The sequence below is a fragment of the Flavobacteriales bacterium genome, from assembly GCA_021296215.1.
Lineage (GTDB): Bacteria > Bacteroidota > Bacteroidia > Flavobacteriales > ECT2AJA-044 > ECT2AJA-044.
Map to the genome: position 1 here is coordinate 1 of JAGWBA010000049.1, position 18,229 is coordinate 18,229.

Genomic DNA, 18,229 nt, shown 5'->3' on the forward strand with positions numbered 1-18,229 from the left:
CCTTCCCGTTAAAGAGGGGGATTCAATTTCAAGACCTATATTTAATCGTTAGTAAATAATCTTCTGGTCTTAAGCCTTCTTAATTATTGACCGTGCTAAAAAAGTTGTTTGTTGCTATTGTGATGGTGTTTTCGATTATGGCCTACGGCCAGAATGACACCATTGATCAAAAGTTCGTCACACACGAAGTTCAACCCAAGGAAACTTTGTACGGGATCTGCAAGAAGTACTCTATTGACCAGGAAACCTTGGTCAAGTACAATCCGCAGCTCGCGGACGGACTCAAGATCGGGCAGCAGCTGCTCATCCCGGTCGTTGAACGCCAGCCCGTCGAAAACCTTTACTTGGCTAATGAAGCCTACTTGCTCCACCGAGTAGTCAAAGGAAACACCATTTACAGCATTACCAAGGAATACGGGATCAGCACTCAGCAACTATACGATATCAATCCCGAACTGGTCGAAACTGGCCTTCAAGTGGGAACGCTGATCCGCATCCCGGTAAAGATCGACCTCAAAGCTCCGGCCGACACGGTCATCAGAGAAGTCAGTAAAGGGCCCAAACTGACCCCATCACTCAGACTCAACACGGTTCCCGATAGTTTGCGCGGTCGATCGTATAAAGTTGGGGTGATCCTACCTTTTTATCTTCAGATCAACGACAGCCTCGATCTAAATAGAGCACTCGAAGAAGACCAGATCGTTTTTCCAAAATCAGAGATCGCCTTGGACTTTTATTACGGGTTGCGAATTGCTCTCGATACTCTTGCTAAACAAGGTCTTCAAATTGAGCTTACCGTTGAGGATTCCGAAAACGATCCGTTCTTCTCGTGGTCGGCGTATCAGAAAATGGAGGACTTCGACCTCGTTATTGGTCCGCTTTATACCGACAATGTGCTCGCTATTGCCAACCGCCGTAGGGAGGGAGGCCCGATCCTGGTTTCTCCTTTCAGCAAGAACCCAAGTATCGTTTATTCGCATTCCAAGAACGTTCAAATTCAACCGTCGGATCGTCAGATGGTCGATTTCCTCGCCCAGTCGGTTATCGAGAAGTTCAGAAATGATCACTTGTTTCTCGTTTATACCGATACGGCTCAAGACCTCGAAAATGCAAAGTACATGCGCGAGAAGTTTAACTATTACCTCGATTCGGGAAAAGTGCGTGAGATCGAGGTTTACGATGCCCAGATCGACGGGCTCGATTGGCTGAAGGAATACGATACCAACATCGTTATAGTACCCAGTATCGACAAGGTATTTATGACGGATTTCATCACCCAACTCAATGCTGAGCGGCTCGATAACGTCATCGTGATCGGACTTTCAGATATCGAGCGACTCAATGTCGACAAATCTTATTTCAATAACCTCAATTTACATTTTCCGGCTACGCAAGCGCCTCAGTATCAAGACTCTTTGATGATCTCTTTCTTGAGTCAGTATCGATCGCGATTCCACGACGAGCCCAGCCGTTTTTCTATCCAAGGATTCGACATCGGCTACTTCTTTGGCCGTATGTTACTCGAAACGGGTTCCTTGGACGAACTGACTTCTCGAAAGGAACGCCTGTTGCAGAACGGCTTCGATTTCCGAGAAAACTCGCGTGGAAGCTTCGTTAATAAACACGTTTTCCTTTTGCGATACGAAGGCTTTGAACGAGTGATCGCCGACTGATGGCGAAGAAATTTTTTAACGAAAAGGAATTTACCGGGGTGGATTTCGCCGAATCTACCTGGGAACTCGGCGATTACGAAATGTGTGTATTCAAGGATTGCAACCTCAGCGGAATTGATCTGTCCGAGTCAAGATTCATCGAATGCACCTTTAGGGACTGCGATTTGAGTAATTGCAAAATTCTGGAAACGGCCTTTCAAGATTGCGAGTTTTCGGGGTCTAAGCTCCTCGGTCTTTTGTTTGAAGTAGGCTCAAGTTTTTCGTTCGCGACTCGCTTTCGAAGATGTCAATTAGATCATTCTAGCTTTTACCAGGTTGATCTTACGCGATCAACGTTTGTCCATTGCTCCATAAATCAGGTGGACTTTACTGAATCTAACCTTAACGGATCAACTTTGGTGTCCTGTGACCTGAGTAATGCAACTTTCGACCGGACCCGTCTGGAAAAGGCTGACCTATCTGGGTCGTACAACCTCCGTATCGATCCCGAAATCAACGATATCAGAGGTACCAAGGTCTCTATTAACGCTTTGCCCGGATTGCTCAACAAATACGGGCTACAGATAGAGAATTGATCAGTTCTCCCGACTAAGGTCAAAGGTGAACAACTCCTTACCGTCGGCGTCGATAACCCGTAAGTTGAGTTTTCGCTCTTTCCGGGGACCGGTTACCTCAAATAGTCCGAAGCAATGACTATTCACCCAAGTACCATCAACGCGTAATGAGTTCGGCTCTTCAATGGCCTTGTCCCATACTGTTCCTGCTGTTAGAGGAGATATCGTTATATCGTAAATTCTAGGTTTGCCATCGGCCTCTAATACGCTTATTTCACTGTGGTGTCGATCCCCGGTCAAGAAGACCACTCCCTCTAGGTCGGTCTCGTATATAAAGTCAATGATTCGCTGTCGCTCGGTCGGACTCAAATCCATCATGGTTTCGTAACCGGCATGGGTATTTAGGAATTGTCCGCCCATGATCACGAATTTGTACGGAGCATAGCTGGTCGACAACTGGTCGAACAACCATTGCATTTGAGCTTCACCCAATACCGATCGGTCTGCTGTATCTATATCGAATCGCCTGTTTGCGTTGCGGAACCACCGATTGTCGAGCATAAAGAAGTCCATATCGGCCCACTGGAACATAGTGGTCACTCCTTCACCCTTTAAACCGCTTGTGGGGTTTGCCCAAAACAGATCGAACGCTTCTTTGGTGTCGGCTTTATTCCTGAAGCTTCGATCGCTGTTGTTTGGACCGTAATCGTGATCATCCCATGTAGCGTAATGATGAACGTGCCCTAGGAAATCTTGAATTTCTGGTAGCGAACGCGTGTGCGTGTTGCGGCGAAGAATTCCAGTTCTACTGTACCAGTCGGCCTCTCGCAAATAAGTGTTGTCGCCCATCCATATCATGAAATTAGGGTCAGTATCACTCAGAGTTTCGAATATCTGATAGTCACTTCCGTAGGGTTTTCCGGGCCGATCGTACTTCTCTTCATTCACATAGGCACAGGAACCAATAGCGAACGTGAAACTAGGCGGATCCTCACGCCATCGCCACATCTTCTGTGTCTCGAAGTCCAGCTTTCGATCGAGCTGAATGGGTAGACCATTGATGAAAACACGGTAATCGTATGTCGTTCCTTCATCGACCGAATCGCAGATGAGTTTGACTACGAAGGCATCTTCGGCGGAACTTCGGCTCGTTGAGGTCATGAATTCGTGGTTGCCATTCTCGGGTGAATAGCCAAATGCAACATCCACCGAACGGGTGGTTTGAACCCACAGAACAACTTCTTTCATTTCGGAATACCCAACCATAGGGCCACTTTGGATAGGGAATTGAGCCCTTACGGTTGATATTAATGAGCAGGCTAATACAATTAGGGAGGCACGCATATTCAATTTCGTTTAGCTAAAGGTCTAAAAAGTATGTAACAGAAGTGTTAAGCCTAGAATCAAAATGACAACTTTCATAATAAATTGTTAATTCTGAAAATTGATCAACTGTTTAATAAAAGGTTCCGTAACATCAACAAAAGAGCTTAGAAAGTTTAAGAACACTTAGAGTGTTTATGTATGTGTGCTAATAATTAAACAACAACCAAAATGAAAACCTTCGTAAAATTGAAACTAACCACGATGAGAAAGAGCATGGTCGTGATCGGAACTCTGCTCTTAAGCGCCTTCGTAATTGCGGCATGTGACGACGACGACATGGCCATGCCAGAACAGAAGACTATTACTCAAACGGCTGCGGAGACCCCGAGGTTCAGCATACTTGTCGCAGCCCTACAACGCACGGGACTTAACGTCGTTTTGAATGGGTCCGACCAGTACACGGTATTTGCGCCAAATAATGATGCTTTTTCCGATTTGCTCGACGCTTTAGGAGTAGCTGATCTAGATGATCTCAGCGCCGCTGTCGGAGGTGATGCGCTTGCAAATATTCTACTATATCACGTATTGCAAGGAGAGGTGAAGGCAAGGGATGTAACGACTGGTTTCGTTGCAACGGCTGGAGTATATAATGGAATTGATGGAGCCAACCTCAGTGCCTTTATCGATGCCTCTGCCGGAGTTCGAATAAACGACGAAGCGGAAGTGATCAATACGGATATCGACGCTTCTAATGGTGTCATTCACGAGTTGAATGGAGTAATTCTCCCGAAAAACTTGGTAGAACTAGCTAGTTTGAGTCCAAGTCATACTTCTTTGGTAGCTGCTGTCGGCGCTGCAGATGCTGTGGTTGCAGCACGTTTGTCAAGTGAAACAGAAGTAACTACAGTATTTGCTCCGACCAATGATGCCTTTGCAAACCTACTTGATGCAGCACAAGTGAATGACTTAGCCGAGCTTGTTGCCGCAATTGGAGTGGACGGCTTGACCAGTGTTCTTCTTTACCACACCGTGAATGGAAATGTGCGTTCAACGGGGGTGCCGAATGGTGGAGTAGCGACACTTGAAGGAACCTTGATAAGTACGAATCCGACGGCACTGACCATTACAGATGTGAATGGGACGGTTGCTAATATCGAGGTAACGGACATTCAAGGAACCTATGGTGTAATTCACGTTGTCGACGCGGTTATTCAACCTTGATCCATCTGAACTAACAATGGATCAACATGAAAGCCCCGCAATTTACGGGGCTTTTTGTCTTTCCGTTGACTTTATATTGTAGCTACATGTAATACTTTTGCAGAGTAATTATTAAATCATGGATTGGGTTAAAGAATTCCAAAGGGGATGGACATACGAACAATATCGGTCGAAGCTAGATGATCTTATGGCCTCTGGAAAGACCACAGGCGACAATCACTCCGGGTCGTATCTAGAATACACGCGGATGAACATGCGCCGTATGGATCGGCTTCAAAAGACTCCGGCGCTTCAGGGCGAGATCATTTCGATCATGAAGGGTATTGAAAGCCCGATGCTGTGGCTAACGATCACAGAAGGCTGGTGTGGCGATGCAGCCCAGATCATTCCAATTTAAGAGCGAATGGCCGCCGAAAGTCCGAACGTACTGACGCGTTATATCCTCAGAGATGAGAATCACGAGATCATGGATCACTTTTTAACCGACGGCGGGCGAGCGATACCGATCACCATTGTCATAGATGCTCAAACGGGTAGTTTGTTGGGGCATTGGGGGCCCAGGCCAAAGGCCGCGCAGGATATTTTGCACCAATGGAAAGCTGCTGGTGATCAACCCTATTCGGTATTTAGCGAGCAGGTTCACACGTGGTACGCCAAGAACAAAACCGTGGATATTCAAAAGGAGTTTTCGAGCAAATTGAAGGCATTAACGGACGCCGAGGTTCACTCGTAATAGAATTTCGCGAGTCGGAACGTATTGGCATGTGCCTCAACGATGTCCGCGATACGCTCCGAATAGCCGCCGCCCATGGCAATTGCACAAGGAAGTCCGAGTTGACTGAGTTTCGATATCACGATCTCATCGCGTCGCTTACATCCATCGAGGCTGAGGCCAAGCCGACCGAGCTTATCGGTGGCCAGCACATCGACTCCTGCAAGGTAGAAAACGAATCCGGGCCTTACGCGATCTAGTGTTTCGTGGAGTTCCTTTTGAAGAATTTTGAGGAATACTTCATCTGGTGTATTGTCGTCCAATGCTACGTCGCGATCACTTGTTTCTTTATGTAAGGGGTAGTTGTTGGCTCCGTGCATGGAAAAGGTATATACATTCGGATCGTTCCGAAATATCTGAGCGGTTCCATTGCCCTGATGCACATCCAAATCGAAGATCAGAACGGGTGCTCCCGCATCGGCCCGAGAGGGCCTAGTCATTATTTTATTGGTTTTGAGTAGCCAGTTTGCCGCGATGGCCAGGTCGTTGAGGAGGCAAAATCCTTCGCCGCGATCGGTATACGCATGGTGGGTTCCGCCCGCGACGTTTAGTCCGCAGCCGTGTTCCAGCGCGTGGTTGGCGATGTCAACGGTGCCCTGGCTGATGACCCTTTCACGCTCTACAAGTGAGGGGCTATGCGGGAAACCGGTCTTTCGCTGCTCCTTGGGCGTGAGTTCGCCATCGCGCAGCCGTTGCCAGTATACAGGATCGTGCGTCCGGAGGATTACCTCCTCGGAAATGGGTTTTGGGGCGTGGAAATGCGATTCGTCGGCCGTTCCCTCATAACGCAGTTGCTCGGGTAGGAGGGTGTACTTTTCCATCGGGAATCGGTGTCCTTCGGGCAAAGGGTGGTGGTAGTGTTCGGACCAGGCAATCTTGAGCATCGGTCGAGGAGCGTTTTCGAATCAACCAAGCATACTGCTGAACAGGTCGCTGAAATTGAAACCTCTTTCAAGCCGATCTTTGTCGAGCTTGCTGAACTCCGCCAACGCGTGGAGCACCATTTCCATGTAGAAGTACCGCTCTTGAGTAGTGGCCTTGGACTGATACTTATCGACCATGGTGCCCAATCCGCGAACCCCGTCCAAGGCTTTATGATACTCCGCTTCGGTATCGTCGTCGAGTAGATCTACGCTATTGCCTTCCCCAAACCAATTGACGATGGTGGTGTAGGGATTATTCTCGTCTTCCCGACTGAGTTTGTCGAGCTTCGGAAAATACCCGGGAAGCAGCGTGCGCAAGGCGCTTCCAATGAGGTTTTCTGCAACGATATGTGCGCCTTCCTGCTCGCCTTCGTACACGAGTTCGACTTTTCCGGTCACGGCCGGAATAACACCTACAAAGTCGATGAACCGCACCGTGGTTTTATCCTCACCATTCAAGAGTGTCCGTCGCTCGGCTGCGCTCACCAAGATCTCAAAAGCTGTAATGCTGAGTCGGGCCGAAACGCCGCTTTTTTCATCTATATATTCGCTTTGACGGGCTTCAAAACCAATTTGCTCGAGCAGGTTCTCCGCCGCCTCAACGATCTCCACTCGTTCGCGTTGTTCGTCGCTGAGCTTGGCTTCTTGCCTGGTGATGGCCTTGGCGATTTCGATACTTTCTGGGTAATGCGTAAGTATTTGAGATCCTATACGGTCTTTCAGCGGTGTTACGATACTTCCCCTGTTCGTGTAGTCTTCGGGATTGGCCGTAAAAACGAACTGAATATCGAGAGGGAGGCGAAGCTTGAATCCACGGATTTGAATATCACCCTCTTGCAAAATATTGAACAAAGCCACTTGGATGCGCGCCTGAAGGTCGGGAAGCTCGTTGATCACGAAGATTCCTCGGTGGCTGTGCGGGATAATTCCAAAGTGAATAGTGCGCTCATCCGAATAAGGAAGCTTCAGATTCGCGGCTTTTATAGGGTCCACATCGCCAATGAGGTCGGCAATACTCACATCGGGCGTGGCCAGCTTTTCCCCGTAACGCTCGCTTCGGTGCCACCAGTGGATTGGTGTGTCGTCTCCTTTTTCGGCCACGAGATCACGGGCATAGCGCGAAAGGGGTTGCATGGGGTCATCGTTGAGTTCGGACCCATCGACCACAGGAACATATTCATCGAGTAAATTCACCAGCATACGCGCCAGCCTGGTCTTGGCTTGTCCGCGCAGACCTAGGAGGTTGATATTGTGTTTACTCAATATGGCCCGCTCGAGATCGGGAATCACCGAGTGCTCGTACCCAATAATCCCGGCAAAGGGATTCTCATCGGCCCGCAGGGCCCGAATCAAATTTTGTCGAAGCTCTTCTTTAATACTTTTTGGCGCGTAACCGGCCGCCTTGAGCCGGCCCAGAGTTTTGATTTTGTCGATGTCCATTAGAGTTTTTTACGTCGATTGCGTTCGTAATCTTCGAAAACCAGTTGTCCGAGCCCTTTGAGGCCCGTGTAAAAGGCCTTGCCTTGATTGGCTTCGGTGAATTTTTGCACGAACTCTTGCAGGTAGGGGTCACGTGCAATCATGAAGGTGGTGATGGGTATGTTGAGTCTTCTTAGCGCAGCGGCTTTGTTGAGGCATTTCCCTACGATGTAATCGTCGAGGCCCCAGGAGTTCTTGTAGTACCCGTCTGGTTCTTTGAGACAGCTGGGCTTTCCGTCGGTAATCATGAAAATCTGCTTGTTCGCGTGCTTTTTGCGGCGCAGCAAGTCCATAGCCAAATCTAAACCGGCAACGGTATTGGTATGGTAGGGTCCCACTTGAAGGTAGGGGAGGTCTTTGATTTCTATGGGCCAGCTGTCGTCACCAAAAACGATGACGTCCAAAGTGTCTTTGGGGTAACGTGTGGTGATCAATTCGGCCAAGGCCATAGCGACCTTCTTTGCGGGCGTAATTCGGTCTTCGCCGTACAGGATCATGGAATGCGAGATATCGATCATGAGCACGGTGCTCATTTGAGACTTATACATTTGCTCGCGCACCACGAGGTCTTCCTCCGACATGCGAAAGTCTCCACCCATACTGTTCTTCTGCGCATTCTTGATGCTGTCGAACATGTTTATTTGATCCGGTGTGTCGCCAAATTGAAAAGGTCTTTGATCGCTACTCAGTTCGTCGCCTTTACCGGTAGTTTTGCTTTTGTGATTCCCGGCCGCCGACTTCTTGATGTTCCCGAAGATTTGGTCGAGAGCGCTCTTTCGGATCGCTTGCTCCGTTTTTGCCGTGATCGCTAATCCACCCCCATCGGGTTTGTCTGTTTCGTCGCGCAAATAACCCTTTTTTTTAAGGTCTTCTATAAATTCATCTATACCGTAATCGTCGGTCGTGAGCTTGTAATGCTCGTCGAGCTCGCGCAACCAATCCAGCGCCTCGTCGACATCGCCAGAGGTGTGCGTGATCAACTCCTTGAAAATATCGAACAGCTTGTCGAATACGGTTTGGTTGGGATCGGAGGTGTACTCTGAAAATCGAAATCCAAGCATAGGATGAAGGTAACCGAAAATACCGGAGTAGTGTTCGTAGGTCCTTATCTTTGTCGTATGAATGAACGCGTAAAACGCTCTTTGGTTGGTGGCGTCGCCTTTGGCGCGGCCTTTACCTTGTTCCTCCTCACTAAGGTTCCGGCCGACAAGGCCCTACTTTTGGGATTCACCTCTGCCGTTCTGATCGGTGGCACCGTTTATTTTTTTTATTTACCGCCTATACGGCGCGATGAACAAGGCCGCCGGACGCCAGGTGTCCTCGAAAATGGAGATAAGATTCTCATGCAGGAGGGAGCTAGCCACCTCTGGAAAGGCGATACCGTTGGGGGAACGCTCTATTTAACCGGTGAATACGTACTTTTTCAAGCACACAGTTACAGTTTGCGCAAGCATCAGATCCAAGTACCCTTGAACGAGATTATGGAAGTAGACGAAGACGCCCTACTCGGCGTCCATAAAACGGGCATCAAGCTCACCTTGGATAACGGGCAAATCATCAAATTTCAGGTTAAGAGTCGGGATCGCTGGATCGAGCGGATATCCGAGTATCCTTAACGAAGTGTTAAACTCTTGGTTAGAGATTAACCCTTGACTACCTTTGTCGCGTGATAGCCAGACTAAAAATAGTACTTGCTTGGATACTAGTCCTGTTAGGGGCTTTTTCTTCATTTGCCTCAACGGAAGCAACAAACGAAATCCAGATTGGGTCCGAACTGACTATGTCGCAGTACGACGACCCCATCGAAAAGGATCTCAAGCTTTTCTTTTTTTGAGTTTTTAGAAGAAAATGAAGAGACCTCGGAGGATTATTTTTCCGATTTCTTCCCAGGTAAGTATTCTCTGAGCTCACACGTCTCCACGTAGCCTTTTCCGCAATCGGCTCTTTGAAAGAACCGGCATTTCGTGGTGCCTTTCTCCCAGACGCTATCGCACCTTGATCCAGGTATATCTGATTTGAACCGAATAGGCACTGCGATCGCCAATTAAGGTCGACGCCTCATTCGAGGGCCACCAAGGTCCTAAAAGCCCTTTTCATTCAACAAATCAGATAGACACCAATGAAAATCAAATCATTCGTTGCAGCAGGATTCGTCCTGCTGGGCATGGAATCGTGTAGCCATGATGAAAAAGAACATCACGAAGAGACCGTTGAATATCCAGTAACTAAACCGCTCGTTTCCGATACTTCAATTGCAGAAGAATTCGTAGCTCAGGTACAATCAATTCGCCATATCGAGCTTCGTGTTTTGGAGCGCGGATACATCCAAGACATCTTGGTTGATGAAGGCGAGTTCGTTCACAAAGGACAATTGCTTTTTCAAATTATGCCCAATGTGTACAAAGCCGAATACGAAGCCTCAGAAACAGAGGCCCTATCGGCTAAAATTGAATACGAAAACACAAAGATACTCGCTGACAGCAATATCGTATCGCCCAATGAATTGGCCATCGCACAAGCCCGTTTTCAGAAAGCTCAGGCCGAATTGAATTTGGCAAAAGTTCATTTGGACTTTACCGAAATCAGAGCCCCATTTGATGGAATCGTAGATCGATTCCACGTTCGCCTCGGCAGTCTTGTTGAAGAGGGAGAACTCTTGACCAATTTATCAGACAATAGCGAGACGTGGGTCTATTTTAACCTCTCTGAATCGGAATATTTAGAGTTCGTATCTAACGGGAGCAAGAGCAAAGAGGAGATCACGTTGATCATAGCCAATGGCAAACACTTCCATCACAAAGGGAGTATATCGGCCATCGAAGCGGATTTCAACAACGAAACCGGCAACATTCCCTTTAGAGCGACTTTTCCGAATCCAGAAAGAATACAGCGACACGGTGAAACCGGCAATGTCGTGATCTCTTACCAGGTAAGTGACGCGTTGATCATTCCACAAAAAGGCCACCTTCAATATTCTGGACAAGAAGTATGTTTATGTCGTTGACAATGAGGGATTTATTCATTCACGGCAAATTGAGATGGCTCATGAACTCCCTCATTTATATGTGCTTTCCAGTGGTCTGAATTCAACAGAACTCCTACTCCTCGAAGGTTTGAGAAAGGTTCGCGAGAATCAACAAATCGGAATTGAGGAACAGCCTGCCGAGCACGTCATGGCCAACTTGATGCTTCACGCGGAGTAATCTAAATACGAGCATCATGTTTAAGAAATTCATACACAGACCCGTTCTGGCGATCGTGTTGTCGCTGGCATTCATATTTCTTGGAATACTATCCATGGTCACCCGACCGATTTCTCAATTTCCGGAGATTTCACCACCCCGAGTGATTGTGACCATCGCATATCCGGGCTCCAGTGCCTATGTATTGGTTAAGTCGACACTTATTCCCCTTGAAAGATCCATTAACGGCGTTCAAGGAATGAAGTACATGATCTCTGATGCCACAAGTGCCGGAGAAGCAACGATACAGGTGATTTTTGAACTCGGAGCAGATCCGAACCGGGCAGTAGTAAATCTCAAGAACAGAGTGGACCAAGTACTCAATCGACTCCCTCCATTGGTGCAACGCGAAGGAGTAGTGGTTTCAAGGGTACAGTCCAGCATGCTGATGTATGTTAACCTGTATAGCGAAGATTCGTTATCCGATGAAAAGTTCCTGTACAACTATGCCAATGTGAACCTGTTGCCCGAACTTAAGCGCATCAACGGTATTGGTCAAGCGAGTATATTAGGTAGTCGTCAGTACGCGATGCGCATTTGGTTAAAACCGGACAGAATGCGGGCTTACAACGTTTCGACAGCAGAGGTCATGGAGGCCTTACAAAATCAGAGTATCATCGGCCGACCGGGACGAACCGGACGGAGTTCGGGTAAAGCTGCTCAGGCTTTGGAGTATGTACTGATCTACAAGGGGAGGTAAAAAACCCCGAAGAGTATGAAGATGTGATCATCAAGGCAAATTCCGATGGTGAAATGCTCTACCTCAAGGATATAGCGGAGGTTGAATTGGGGAGTGAATTCTTTGATATCTACTCGAATTTGGACGGTCACCCATCGGCTGCAATAGTGGTAAAGCAAACATACGGCAGCAATGCGGGCGAAGTGATCGCCCAGGTAAAAAACGTGCTTTCGGAACTGAAAACGGAGCAGTTTCCGTCGGGAATGGACTACGAGATTAGCTACGACGTTTCAAATTTCCTCGATGCTTCAATCGAAAAGGTAGTTCACACTCTTTTGGAAGCCTTTGTTTTAGTGGCATTGGTAGTTTTCATCTTTCTGGGTGATTGGCGATCGACCTTGATCCCGACTTTGGCTGTTCCGGTGTCTTTGACCGGTGCCTTTTTGTTTATGCAAGTATTTGGTCTCACCATCAACCTGATCACCCTCTTTGCACTGATCCTTGCCATTCGAATCGTTGTCGACGATGCCATCGTCGTTGTTGAAGCTGTACATGCGAAAATGGCGGAGACCGGTTTAAGTCCATACCGAGCCGTTAAAGAAGTGTTGAAAGAAATCAGTGGAGCGGTCATTGCCATTACACTACTTATGATTGCGGTTTTTGTGCCAGTAGCATTCATGACAGGCCCGGTTGGTATCTTCTATAGGCAGTTTTCGATCACCATGGCGACTTCGATCGTGTTATCTGGGCCGGTTGCTTTGACCTTAACACCTGTATTGTGTGCGATGATCCTGAAACCGCACAGTGATTACTTAAAAAAACGGTCTTTGGTCGATAGAGCCTTAGATAAATTCAATAGCGTCTTCGGCAGGGCAACTGACTTTTACGTGCGAATCCTGAGAAAGATCGTTAATCGCAGGCTCGTGACCTTTGGTATTCTATTGGTCTTTGGTTTGGATATCATGGGATTTCAAAGCGTGCTTCCTACCGGATTTATTCCCAATGAAGACCAAGGAATGATTTATGCCATCGTTCAGACGCCTCCTGGAGCAACGTTAGAACGGACTAATGAGATTTCACGGAGACTTCAAGCGATCGCTGAAGAGGTCGACGGGATCAAGTCAGTTTCTTCATTGGCTGGATATGAGATTCTCACGGAAGGTCGTGGTTCAAATGCCGGTACTTGCTTGATCAATCTCGAGAATTGGTCCAAAAGAGACAAGGCGGTGCACGAGATCATCGAGGAGTTAGAAGAAAAGACTCAAGACATAGGTGCGATCATTGAATATTTTGAGTCGCCTGCGGTCCCGGAATATGGAGCAGCCGGAGGTGTAGCCCTGCGATTATTGGACAAGACCAATTCCAGCGACTATAAAGATTTCGAGCGCATCAACTCGGACTTTATGGGTGAATTGGGCAAAAGGCCAGAATTGGCCGGATTGTTCACCTTCATCAGCGCGAACTACCCGGAGTATGAACTGGTCATTGACAACAAACGGGCCATGCAAAAGGACGTTTCGATCGGAAAGGCCATGGAGACTTTGAATATCTTGATTGGTAGTACTTATGAACAAGGATTCATTCGCTTTGGCCGCTTCTTCAAAGTCTATGCACAGGCCGCCCCTGAATATCGCAGATTACCTAAGGATATCATGGATTTGTATGTCAAAAATGGCCAAGATGAAATGGTGCCTTATTCGGCGTTCATGGAACTCCGGAAAACTCAAGGGCCGAATGAGATTACTCGATATAACTTATTTAATTCATCGGCCATAAGAGCTGTGCCGGCGAAGGGATACACGAGTAGAGATGCTATTAAGGCCGTTGAGGAGGTAGCCAAGAATACCCTACCTCGAGGTTATGATATTGCCTGGGAAGGACTGTCGTACGATAAGGCGGCACGCGGAATGGAGTCACTCTACATTTTATTGATCGTATTGATCTTCGTGTATATGGTACTGGCGGCCCAATACGAAAGCTTCATACTTCCATTGGCCGTAGTCTTTTCACTGCCGGTGGGGGTGTTTGGGTCTTTCTTTTTATTGAAGGCCATGGGGCTTGCTAATGACATTTATGCCCAGGTATACCTTCCGAATTGTTGATCCGGTGCCCGGATATTCGGAGGGCGGAGTTAGAGCTCGAAGCGGCTAAGTTGGATGTGCTGGCCGCTCGTGCCGAGTTTTTTCCCTCCTTGCGATTGACGGCCGGAATAGGATATGAAGCCTTTAATGCTCCTTTACTCTTCTCCACGCCGCAATCCATGCTTTACTCTGCGGCGGGTGAGTTGCTTATGCTTGTATTTAATCGCAAGGCATCAAAGCCGGTTACTTCAGCAGTAATGCCCGGCAAACACAAGCAGTTGTTGAATATGAACAGGCTATTTTGAATGGATACATCGAAGTGGTCAATGAACTTACCAGAATCTCAAATCTTGAAAAGAGCTTCCTACTTAAAAGCGAAGAGGTAGATGTTTTGAGACAGTCCATCAACATCGCCAACGTGCTTTTTAAATCGGCTCGTGCCGATTATATGGAGGTCCTGTTGACCCAACGAGACGCGCTCAATTCGAGGATGGAATTGATCGAAACGAGGAAAGAACAATGGGGGGCCATGGTTAATGCCTATCGCGCTTTGGGTGGCGGTTGGCAATAATGCACAAGGGTACTGAACGATCGCGGGGCATTCGCCTCGCGATCAAGAGTGCTGAGGCTGTCGTTAGGAGCCCAACACTCCATATCGCCGGTTCGACTCCGTAGGCGTCGGCAATAATGCCCGAAAGCAACGCTCCGAACGCGTAACCCAAATCGCGTCACAGTCGAAACACCCCAAGCTTTCGGCTCTCTGTTGAGGGTTCACCGTAGATGCGATCACCGTTAAAAGGGTCGGATAAACTAAAGCCGTTCCAATACCTATCGATACAGAAACAAGGGCGATGACGATAAAGGAACTAGAAATGGGCAATACGAGGATGGCTATTCCCTGCAGCAGCATTCCCCAAAACAGCATGTCTTTTCTCGAGGAATGATCGGCCATTTTACCCGTAAATAGTTGGCCTATTCCCCAAACGGCCGGATAAATAGCCGTTAAAACTCCTAATTCAGCATTGTTATACCCAAAGGTCAAGAGCAGAATCGGTAATGAGCCCCAAATCATGCCGTCGTTTAGGTTGTTCACGAGCCCTGCTTGCGTGACAGAGCTGAGCGTTATGTGGCGGAATGAAGTATCTAAATACACATTTGACAGCAAAGCCTGTCGGTTCGTCCGCGTTTCGGTTTGCACGAAGCGACGCGTATCGCGAATCCAAACTGCGGAAAGCAATAGTCCAAGGCACACAATTCCAATGCCCAGGTAAAAAGGATAGGGGGTAAGACCATACCGTTCTGCGATGACCCCGAATGCGACGATGAAAGACATGATCGCCGAAGTGGAAGAGATGCCAAACTCCTGCTCGGCGAATTCAAAAAAAATGGAACGTTCGAGTCCGACCATTCCACCTACGAAGGCGTTTACTACGATGAGAAGGGTAAACTGTTCCAAGTTTTCTTTGAGACCCGCCGTATTCTTTCCTCGATCCATTGCGAGTTAGTGTAGTAATTTGTACACCGGACAATTTGGATGATGTGAACCGGGCAAGTAACCGGTACTCATTAGGAATTCCCCGGTGATCTCTCCGCCCGTGAACTTAAAGGTCTTTTTGAAGAGCTTCACCCATTCTGGTTTCGAAAGTCCTTTGTGGTGATCGAGCCACGACTTGAAAGAACCGAACTCCCGCTGCAATTCTTGTATCCGTTGTGCGTTGTGTATTGCGGCGTCGAGCTTTAGTTTGTTTCTTATGATTCCGGCATCATGGAGTAATCGCTCAACGTCCGCTTCACCATAAGACGCAACTACGGAGATCTCGAAATTCGAGTAGGCCCGAACAAAATTCTCCTTCTTATTGAGAATAGTGGTCCACGATAGCCCGGCCTGATTGATCTCTAGTACCAAGCGACCGAAAAGTTGGTCGTCGTTGGTCAATGGGAATCCGTATTCGGTGTCGTGGTACACCCTGTGTACATCGTCTTTGGCTTGCTGTAAGGCATAATGGCAATAGGTGTTTTCGGGAATCTTATTCATTGGTTTGGTCAAGCTTTGTATTCACGATCACTTCTTCGTGCAAGGTCTTGTGCACCGGACATTTATTGGCGATCTCAAGTAATCGTTGCCGTTGCTTTTCATCGAGGTCGCCCTCGAGCTGGATGTACCGGTCGAAATGGTCGATTTTTTTTGCCCCACTCTCTATGCTTCCGGAGTCCTCTGCGTGTCTTTTGCCGTGGTTTACATGAACGGTGAGCCCATCGAGAGGCCATCCTTTTTGATCGGCGTACATGCGCAAGGTCATGGCCGTGCAAGCTGCTAATCCGGCCGAAACCAACTCGTAAGGGTTGGGCCCAAAATCTTGCCCGCCCACATCCTTGGGTTCGTCCGCGATGAGGTTGTGCGGCCCAATCTGTAGGTCCGTCGTGTATTTCTGGCGGCCTATGCGTCCGGCCACGTCGTGCTGAGTGGTGATCTTCTCTCTTCTTTTAGTCGATAAGTAACGCGAAGCCCAACTGGCAATGACTTCGCCGGTGTAGAATGAGTCGTCCGATTCGCTCAAAAGGTGGTCGGCACCATCGAGCGAAATGAAACTCTTTGGATGGTGTGCGGCGTCGTAAAGGTGTCGAGCGTTCTCGATCTCAACGATCTCGTCTTGGGGAGAATGCATGACCAAGATGGACTTTCGGAGATCGGTCAAGGTCTTTTTGAGCTTATTTGACTCGAGGTCATCGAGGAAATGCTTTTGGATCTTGAACTCTCGATCTCCAATATTCACTTGGGCCGATCCCGCTTGTATGATCTCTTCTTCCTTGCCCTTGACCAGATGTCGAACGTGTTCGGGTTCCGATGGAGCTCCGATTGATGCTATCGCACGAACCGACTCCAATTCTTGCGCAGCGAAATAAACGGCGGCTCCACCAAGTGAATGCCCGACCAGGAGGGTAGGTGATTTGTGGTTTCGCTTCAGGTATTCCGCTGCATCAAGTAGGTCTTCGATGTTGCTGCTGAAATTCGTTTCGGAGAACTCACCTTCGCTGTTCCCGAGACCGGTAAAATCGAACCGCAATACGGCGAAACCCTTTCGGCTCAGCGCGTGCGATATATTCTTGACGGCGCTAAAATTCTTGGAGCAAGTAAAGCAGTGGGCGAAAATTGCGAAGTTATGGGGTTCTGTATCGATGGGCAGTTCCAATCGCGCCGCGAGGTGCTGACCATTTCTATTTTCGAATTGAATATTGACGAAACGCATAGAGGAGATTTTTCCGAAAGCTAAAAGTTAACGGAAAATGCTCAGCTGTGTTTGACGACGGGGGAGGTAATTTTGCGGAGCTTTTTGGAACCGGCGCTCAAGAGTTCGTAGAAGTCCGCAAAGGAGTACGCCGTTCCGTCCTCCGCCCTCATTTCACCATTTGCTGCAATCTGCTTACCGTGACTGATGATGTTGGATACTTCGAGAAAGACCGTCTTGGGGTGATCGAATTCCTTCATGAACTTCAGAAATTGATCTCGGCCAATGAGTGGCTGATCGCCGGGCCAGTGCATTTCAAAGTCCTCGTAATGGCATTTTCCAGATAACCCCAATTGAATTCGCAAAAAGCCGTAATGATCTCCCGAATCAAGGCGTGTTTTGGCGCATTGTCGCAGCTTTCCGGATAAATGAGTTTCATAGGAATGATTTGATCACTCCCGTGACCACGCCCCAAATGCGGAAATCCATGTACGCATCGATCTCGAGCGGCTGAAAGGCTTCGTTCTCGGGCTGCAGAATCACGCGGCCGTTCCGCTTGATCAGTCGTTTTACCGTGAAATCACCGTTCACCACGGCCAGCACGATGCGTCCGTCTTCCGGCTCTATCTTTTTATCAACGACCAATAAGTCTCCATTGTCGATTCCCGCATCGACCATACTTTGACCATTCGCGCGCACGCAAAAACTATCGTGGGGATTCAACACCAACTCGCGATTCAGGTCGATCGTGCGATCTACCGTACCGGTCACGTAACTCGGCGTACCCGCAGATACACTGTAATCGAAAAGGGGCAATGAAATGGTAGGGCCGTTATGTAGAGAGCTGATTTGCACAGCACTAATATAGTGCTAAGCTTTTAAGTTCTTAGTTGGCTCACCGCCTACAATTATCTTTTGAGGCCGATGATTGAACCCTCATGAATCAGGCGAACCCCAAAGACATATTCAACTAAGAATTAAGAAGGCTTAAGACCGGAACAATTGGATAGATTTGTTCTGTAATGCCTGTAAAATATAGCAAACTCAGCGAT

At 48.0% G+C, this 18,229-nt stretch carries 16 protein-coding genes and 3 pseudogenes; 9 read left to right on the plus strand and 10 right to left on the minus strand.

What is annotated here, in order from left to right:
* Positions 1-92 precede the first annotated feature (92 nt).
* Both J4F31_08575 and J4F31_08580 read left to right on the plus strand, forming a co-directional pair.
* Positions 93-1,673 carry a LysM peptidoglycan-binding domain-containing protein gene (locus tag J4F31_08575; protein MCE2496615.1) on the plus strand — a complete coding sequence of 527 codons (1,581 nt, stop codon included), beginning with the start codon at positions 93-95 and terminating at the stop codon, positions 1,671-1,673.
* On the plus strand, positions 1,673-2,248 hold the full coding sequence (locus tag J4F31_08580) for a pentapeptide repeat-containing protein (protein ID MCE2496616.1): 576 nt from the start codon (positions 1,673-1,675) through the stop codon (positions 2,246-2,248). Before J4F31_08575 ends, J4F31_08580 begins: the two co-directional genes overlap by 1 nt.
* On the opposite strand, the gene J4F31_08585 is transcribed toward J4F31_08580, so the two are convergent.
* Entirely contained in the window at positions 2,249-3,493 is a 1,245-nt protein-coding gene (locus tag J4F31_08585) for an alkaline phosphatase family protein (protein MCE2496617.1), read from the minus strand.
* Between the two features lie 321 nt (positions 3,494-3,814).
* On the opposite strand from J4F31_08585, the gene J4F31_08590 reads away from it, so the two are divergent.
* From J4F31_08590 to J4F31_08600, 3 genes are all read left to right on the plus strand, one after another.
* A complete protein-coding gene (locus J4F31_08590) occupies positions 3,815-4,774 on the plus strand; it encodes a fasciclin domain-containing protein (GenBank protein MCE2496618.1) in 960 nt (319 codons plus the stop codon).
* A 118-nt stretch (positions 4,775-4,892) separates the two neighbouring features.
* Positions 4,893-5,171, plus strand: a complete 279-nt coding sequence (locus J4F31_08595) for a thioredoxin family protein (GenBank protein ID MCE2496619.1) — start codon at positions 4,893-4,895, stop codon at positions 5,169-5,171.
* 6 nt (positions 5,172-5,177) lie between these two features.
* The gene (locus J4F31_08600; GenBank protein MCE2496620.1) at positions 5,178-5,507 is read left to right on the plus strand and encodes a thioredoxin family protein; all 330 of its coding nucleotides are present in this window, start codon (positions 5,178-5,180) and stop codon (positions 5,505-5,507) included.
* Here the strand turns inward: J4F31_08600 and J4F31_08605 are convergent.
* The 3 genes from J4F31_08605 to J4F31_08615 are packed head-to-tail and all read right to left on the minus strand — an operon-like array spanning position 5,498 to position 9,009.
* Positions 5,498-6,430 (minus strand): histone deacetylase, encoded by a 933-nt coding sequence (locus J4F31_08605; protein MCE2496621.1) that lies wholly within the window; start codon positions 6,428-6,430, stop codon positions 5,498-5,500. The two genes, J4F31_08600 and J4F31_08605, sit on opposite strands and share 10 nt — an antisense overlap.
* A gap of 21 nt (positions 6,431-6,451) precedes the next feature.
* Positions 6,452-7,909: a sigma 54-interacting transcriptional regulator gene (locus J4F31_08610; protein ID MCE2496622.1), complete on the minus strand. Its 1,458-nt coding sequence runs from the start codon at positions 7,907-7,909 to the stop codon at positions 6,452-6,454.
* Positions 7,909-9,009: a hypothetical protein gene (locus tag J4F31_08615; protein MCE2496623.1), complete on the minus strand. Its 1,101-nt coding sequence runs from the start codon at positions 9,007-9,009 to the stop codon at positions 7,909-7,911. Before J4F31_08615 ends, J4F31_08610 begins: the two co-directional genes overlap by 1 nt.
* A 3-nt stretch (positions 9,010-9,012) precedes the next feature.
* On the opposite strand from J4F31_08615, the gene J4F31_08620 reads away from it, so the two are divergent.
* The 4 genes and pseudogenes from J4F31_08620 to J4F31_08635 all read left to right on the plus strand — a co-directional run bounded on the left by J4F31_08620 (position 9,013) and on the right by J4F31_08635 (position 14,521).
* Positions 9,013-9,564 carry a hypothetical protein gene (locus J4F31_08620; protein ID MCE2496624.1) on the plus strand — a complete coding sequence of 184 codons (552 nt, stop codon included), beginning with the start codon at positions 9,013-9,015 and terminating at the stop codon, positions 9,562-9,564.
* A gap of 503 nt (positions 9,565-10,067) precedes the next feature.
* Positions 10,068-11,151, plus strand: a pseudogene (locus tag J4F31_08625) (efflux RND transporter periplasmic adaptor subunit).
* A gap of 16 nt (positions 11,152-11,167) precedes the next feature.
* Positions 11,168-13,971: pseudogene (locus tag J4F31_08630) on the plus strand (efflux RND transporter permease subunit).
* Positions 13,953-14,521: pseudogene (locus tag J4F31_08635) on the plus strand (TolC family protein). The pseudogenes J4F31_08630 and J4F31_08635 overlap by 19 nt, the downstream one beginning before the upstream one ends.
* 63 nt (positions 14,522-14,584) lie before the next feature.
* Here the strand turns inward: J4F31_08635 and J4F31_08640 are convergent.
* The 6 genes from J4F31_08640 to umuD are packed head-to-tail and all read right to left on the minus strand — an operon-like array spanning position 14,585 to position 18,041.
* Positions 14,585-15,445: an MFS transporter gene (locus J4F31_08640; GenBank protein ID MCE2496625.1), complete on the minus strand. Its 861-nt coding sequence runs from the start codon at positions 15,443-15,445 to the stop codon at positions 14,585-14,587.
* 6 nt (positions 15,446-15,451) lie between these two features.
* Positions 15,452-15,985, minus strand: a complete 534-nt coding sequence (locus J4F31_08645; GenBank protein MCE2496626.1) for a DNA-3-methyladenine glycosylase I — start codon at positions 15,983-15,985, stop codon at positions 15,452-15,454.
* A complete protein-coding gene (locus tag J4F31_08650) occupies positions 15,978-17,198 on the minus strand; it encodes an OsmC family protein (protein MCE2496627.1) in 1,221 nt (406 codons plus the stop codon). Before J4F31_08650 ends, J4F31_08645 begins: the two co-directional genes overlap by 8 nt.
* Before the next feature lie 41 nt (positions 17,199-17,239).
* Positions 17,240-17,437, minus strand: a complete 198-nt coding sequence (locus J4F31_08655; GenBank protein ID MCE2496628.1) for a hypothetical protein — start codon at positions 17,435-17,437, stop codon at positions 17,240-17,242.
* A gap of 5 nt (positions 17,438-17,442) precedes the next feature.
* Positions 17,443-17,616, minus strand: coding sequence for a hypothetical protein (locus J4F31_08660; protein MCE2496629.1), 174 nt, complete (start codon positions 17,614-17,616; stop codon positions 17,443-17,445).
* Entirely contained in the window at positions 17,613-18,041 is a 429-nt protein-coding gene (umuD, locus tag J4F31_08665) for a translesion error-prone DNA polymerase V autoproteolytic subunit (GenBank protein MCE2496630.1), read from the minus strand. The genes J4F31_08660 and umuD overlap by 4 nt, the downstream gene beginning before the upstream one ends.
* Positions 18,042-18,229 lie beyond the last annotated feature (188 nt).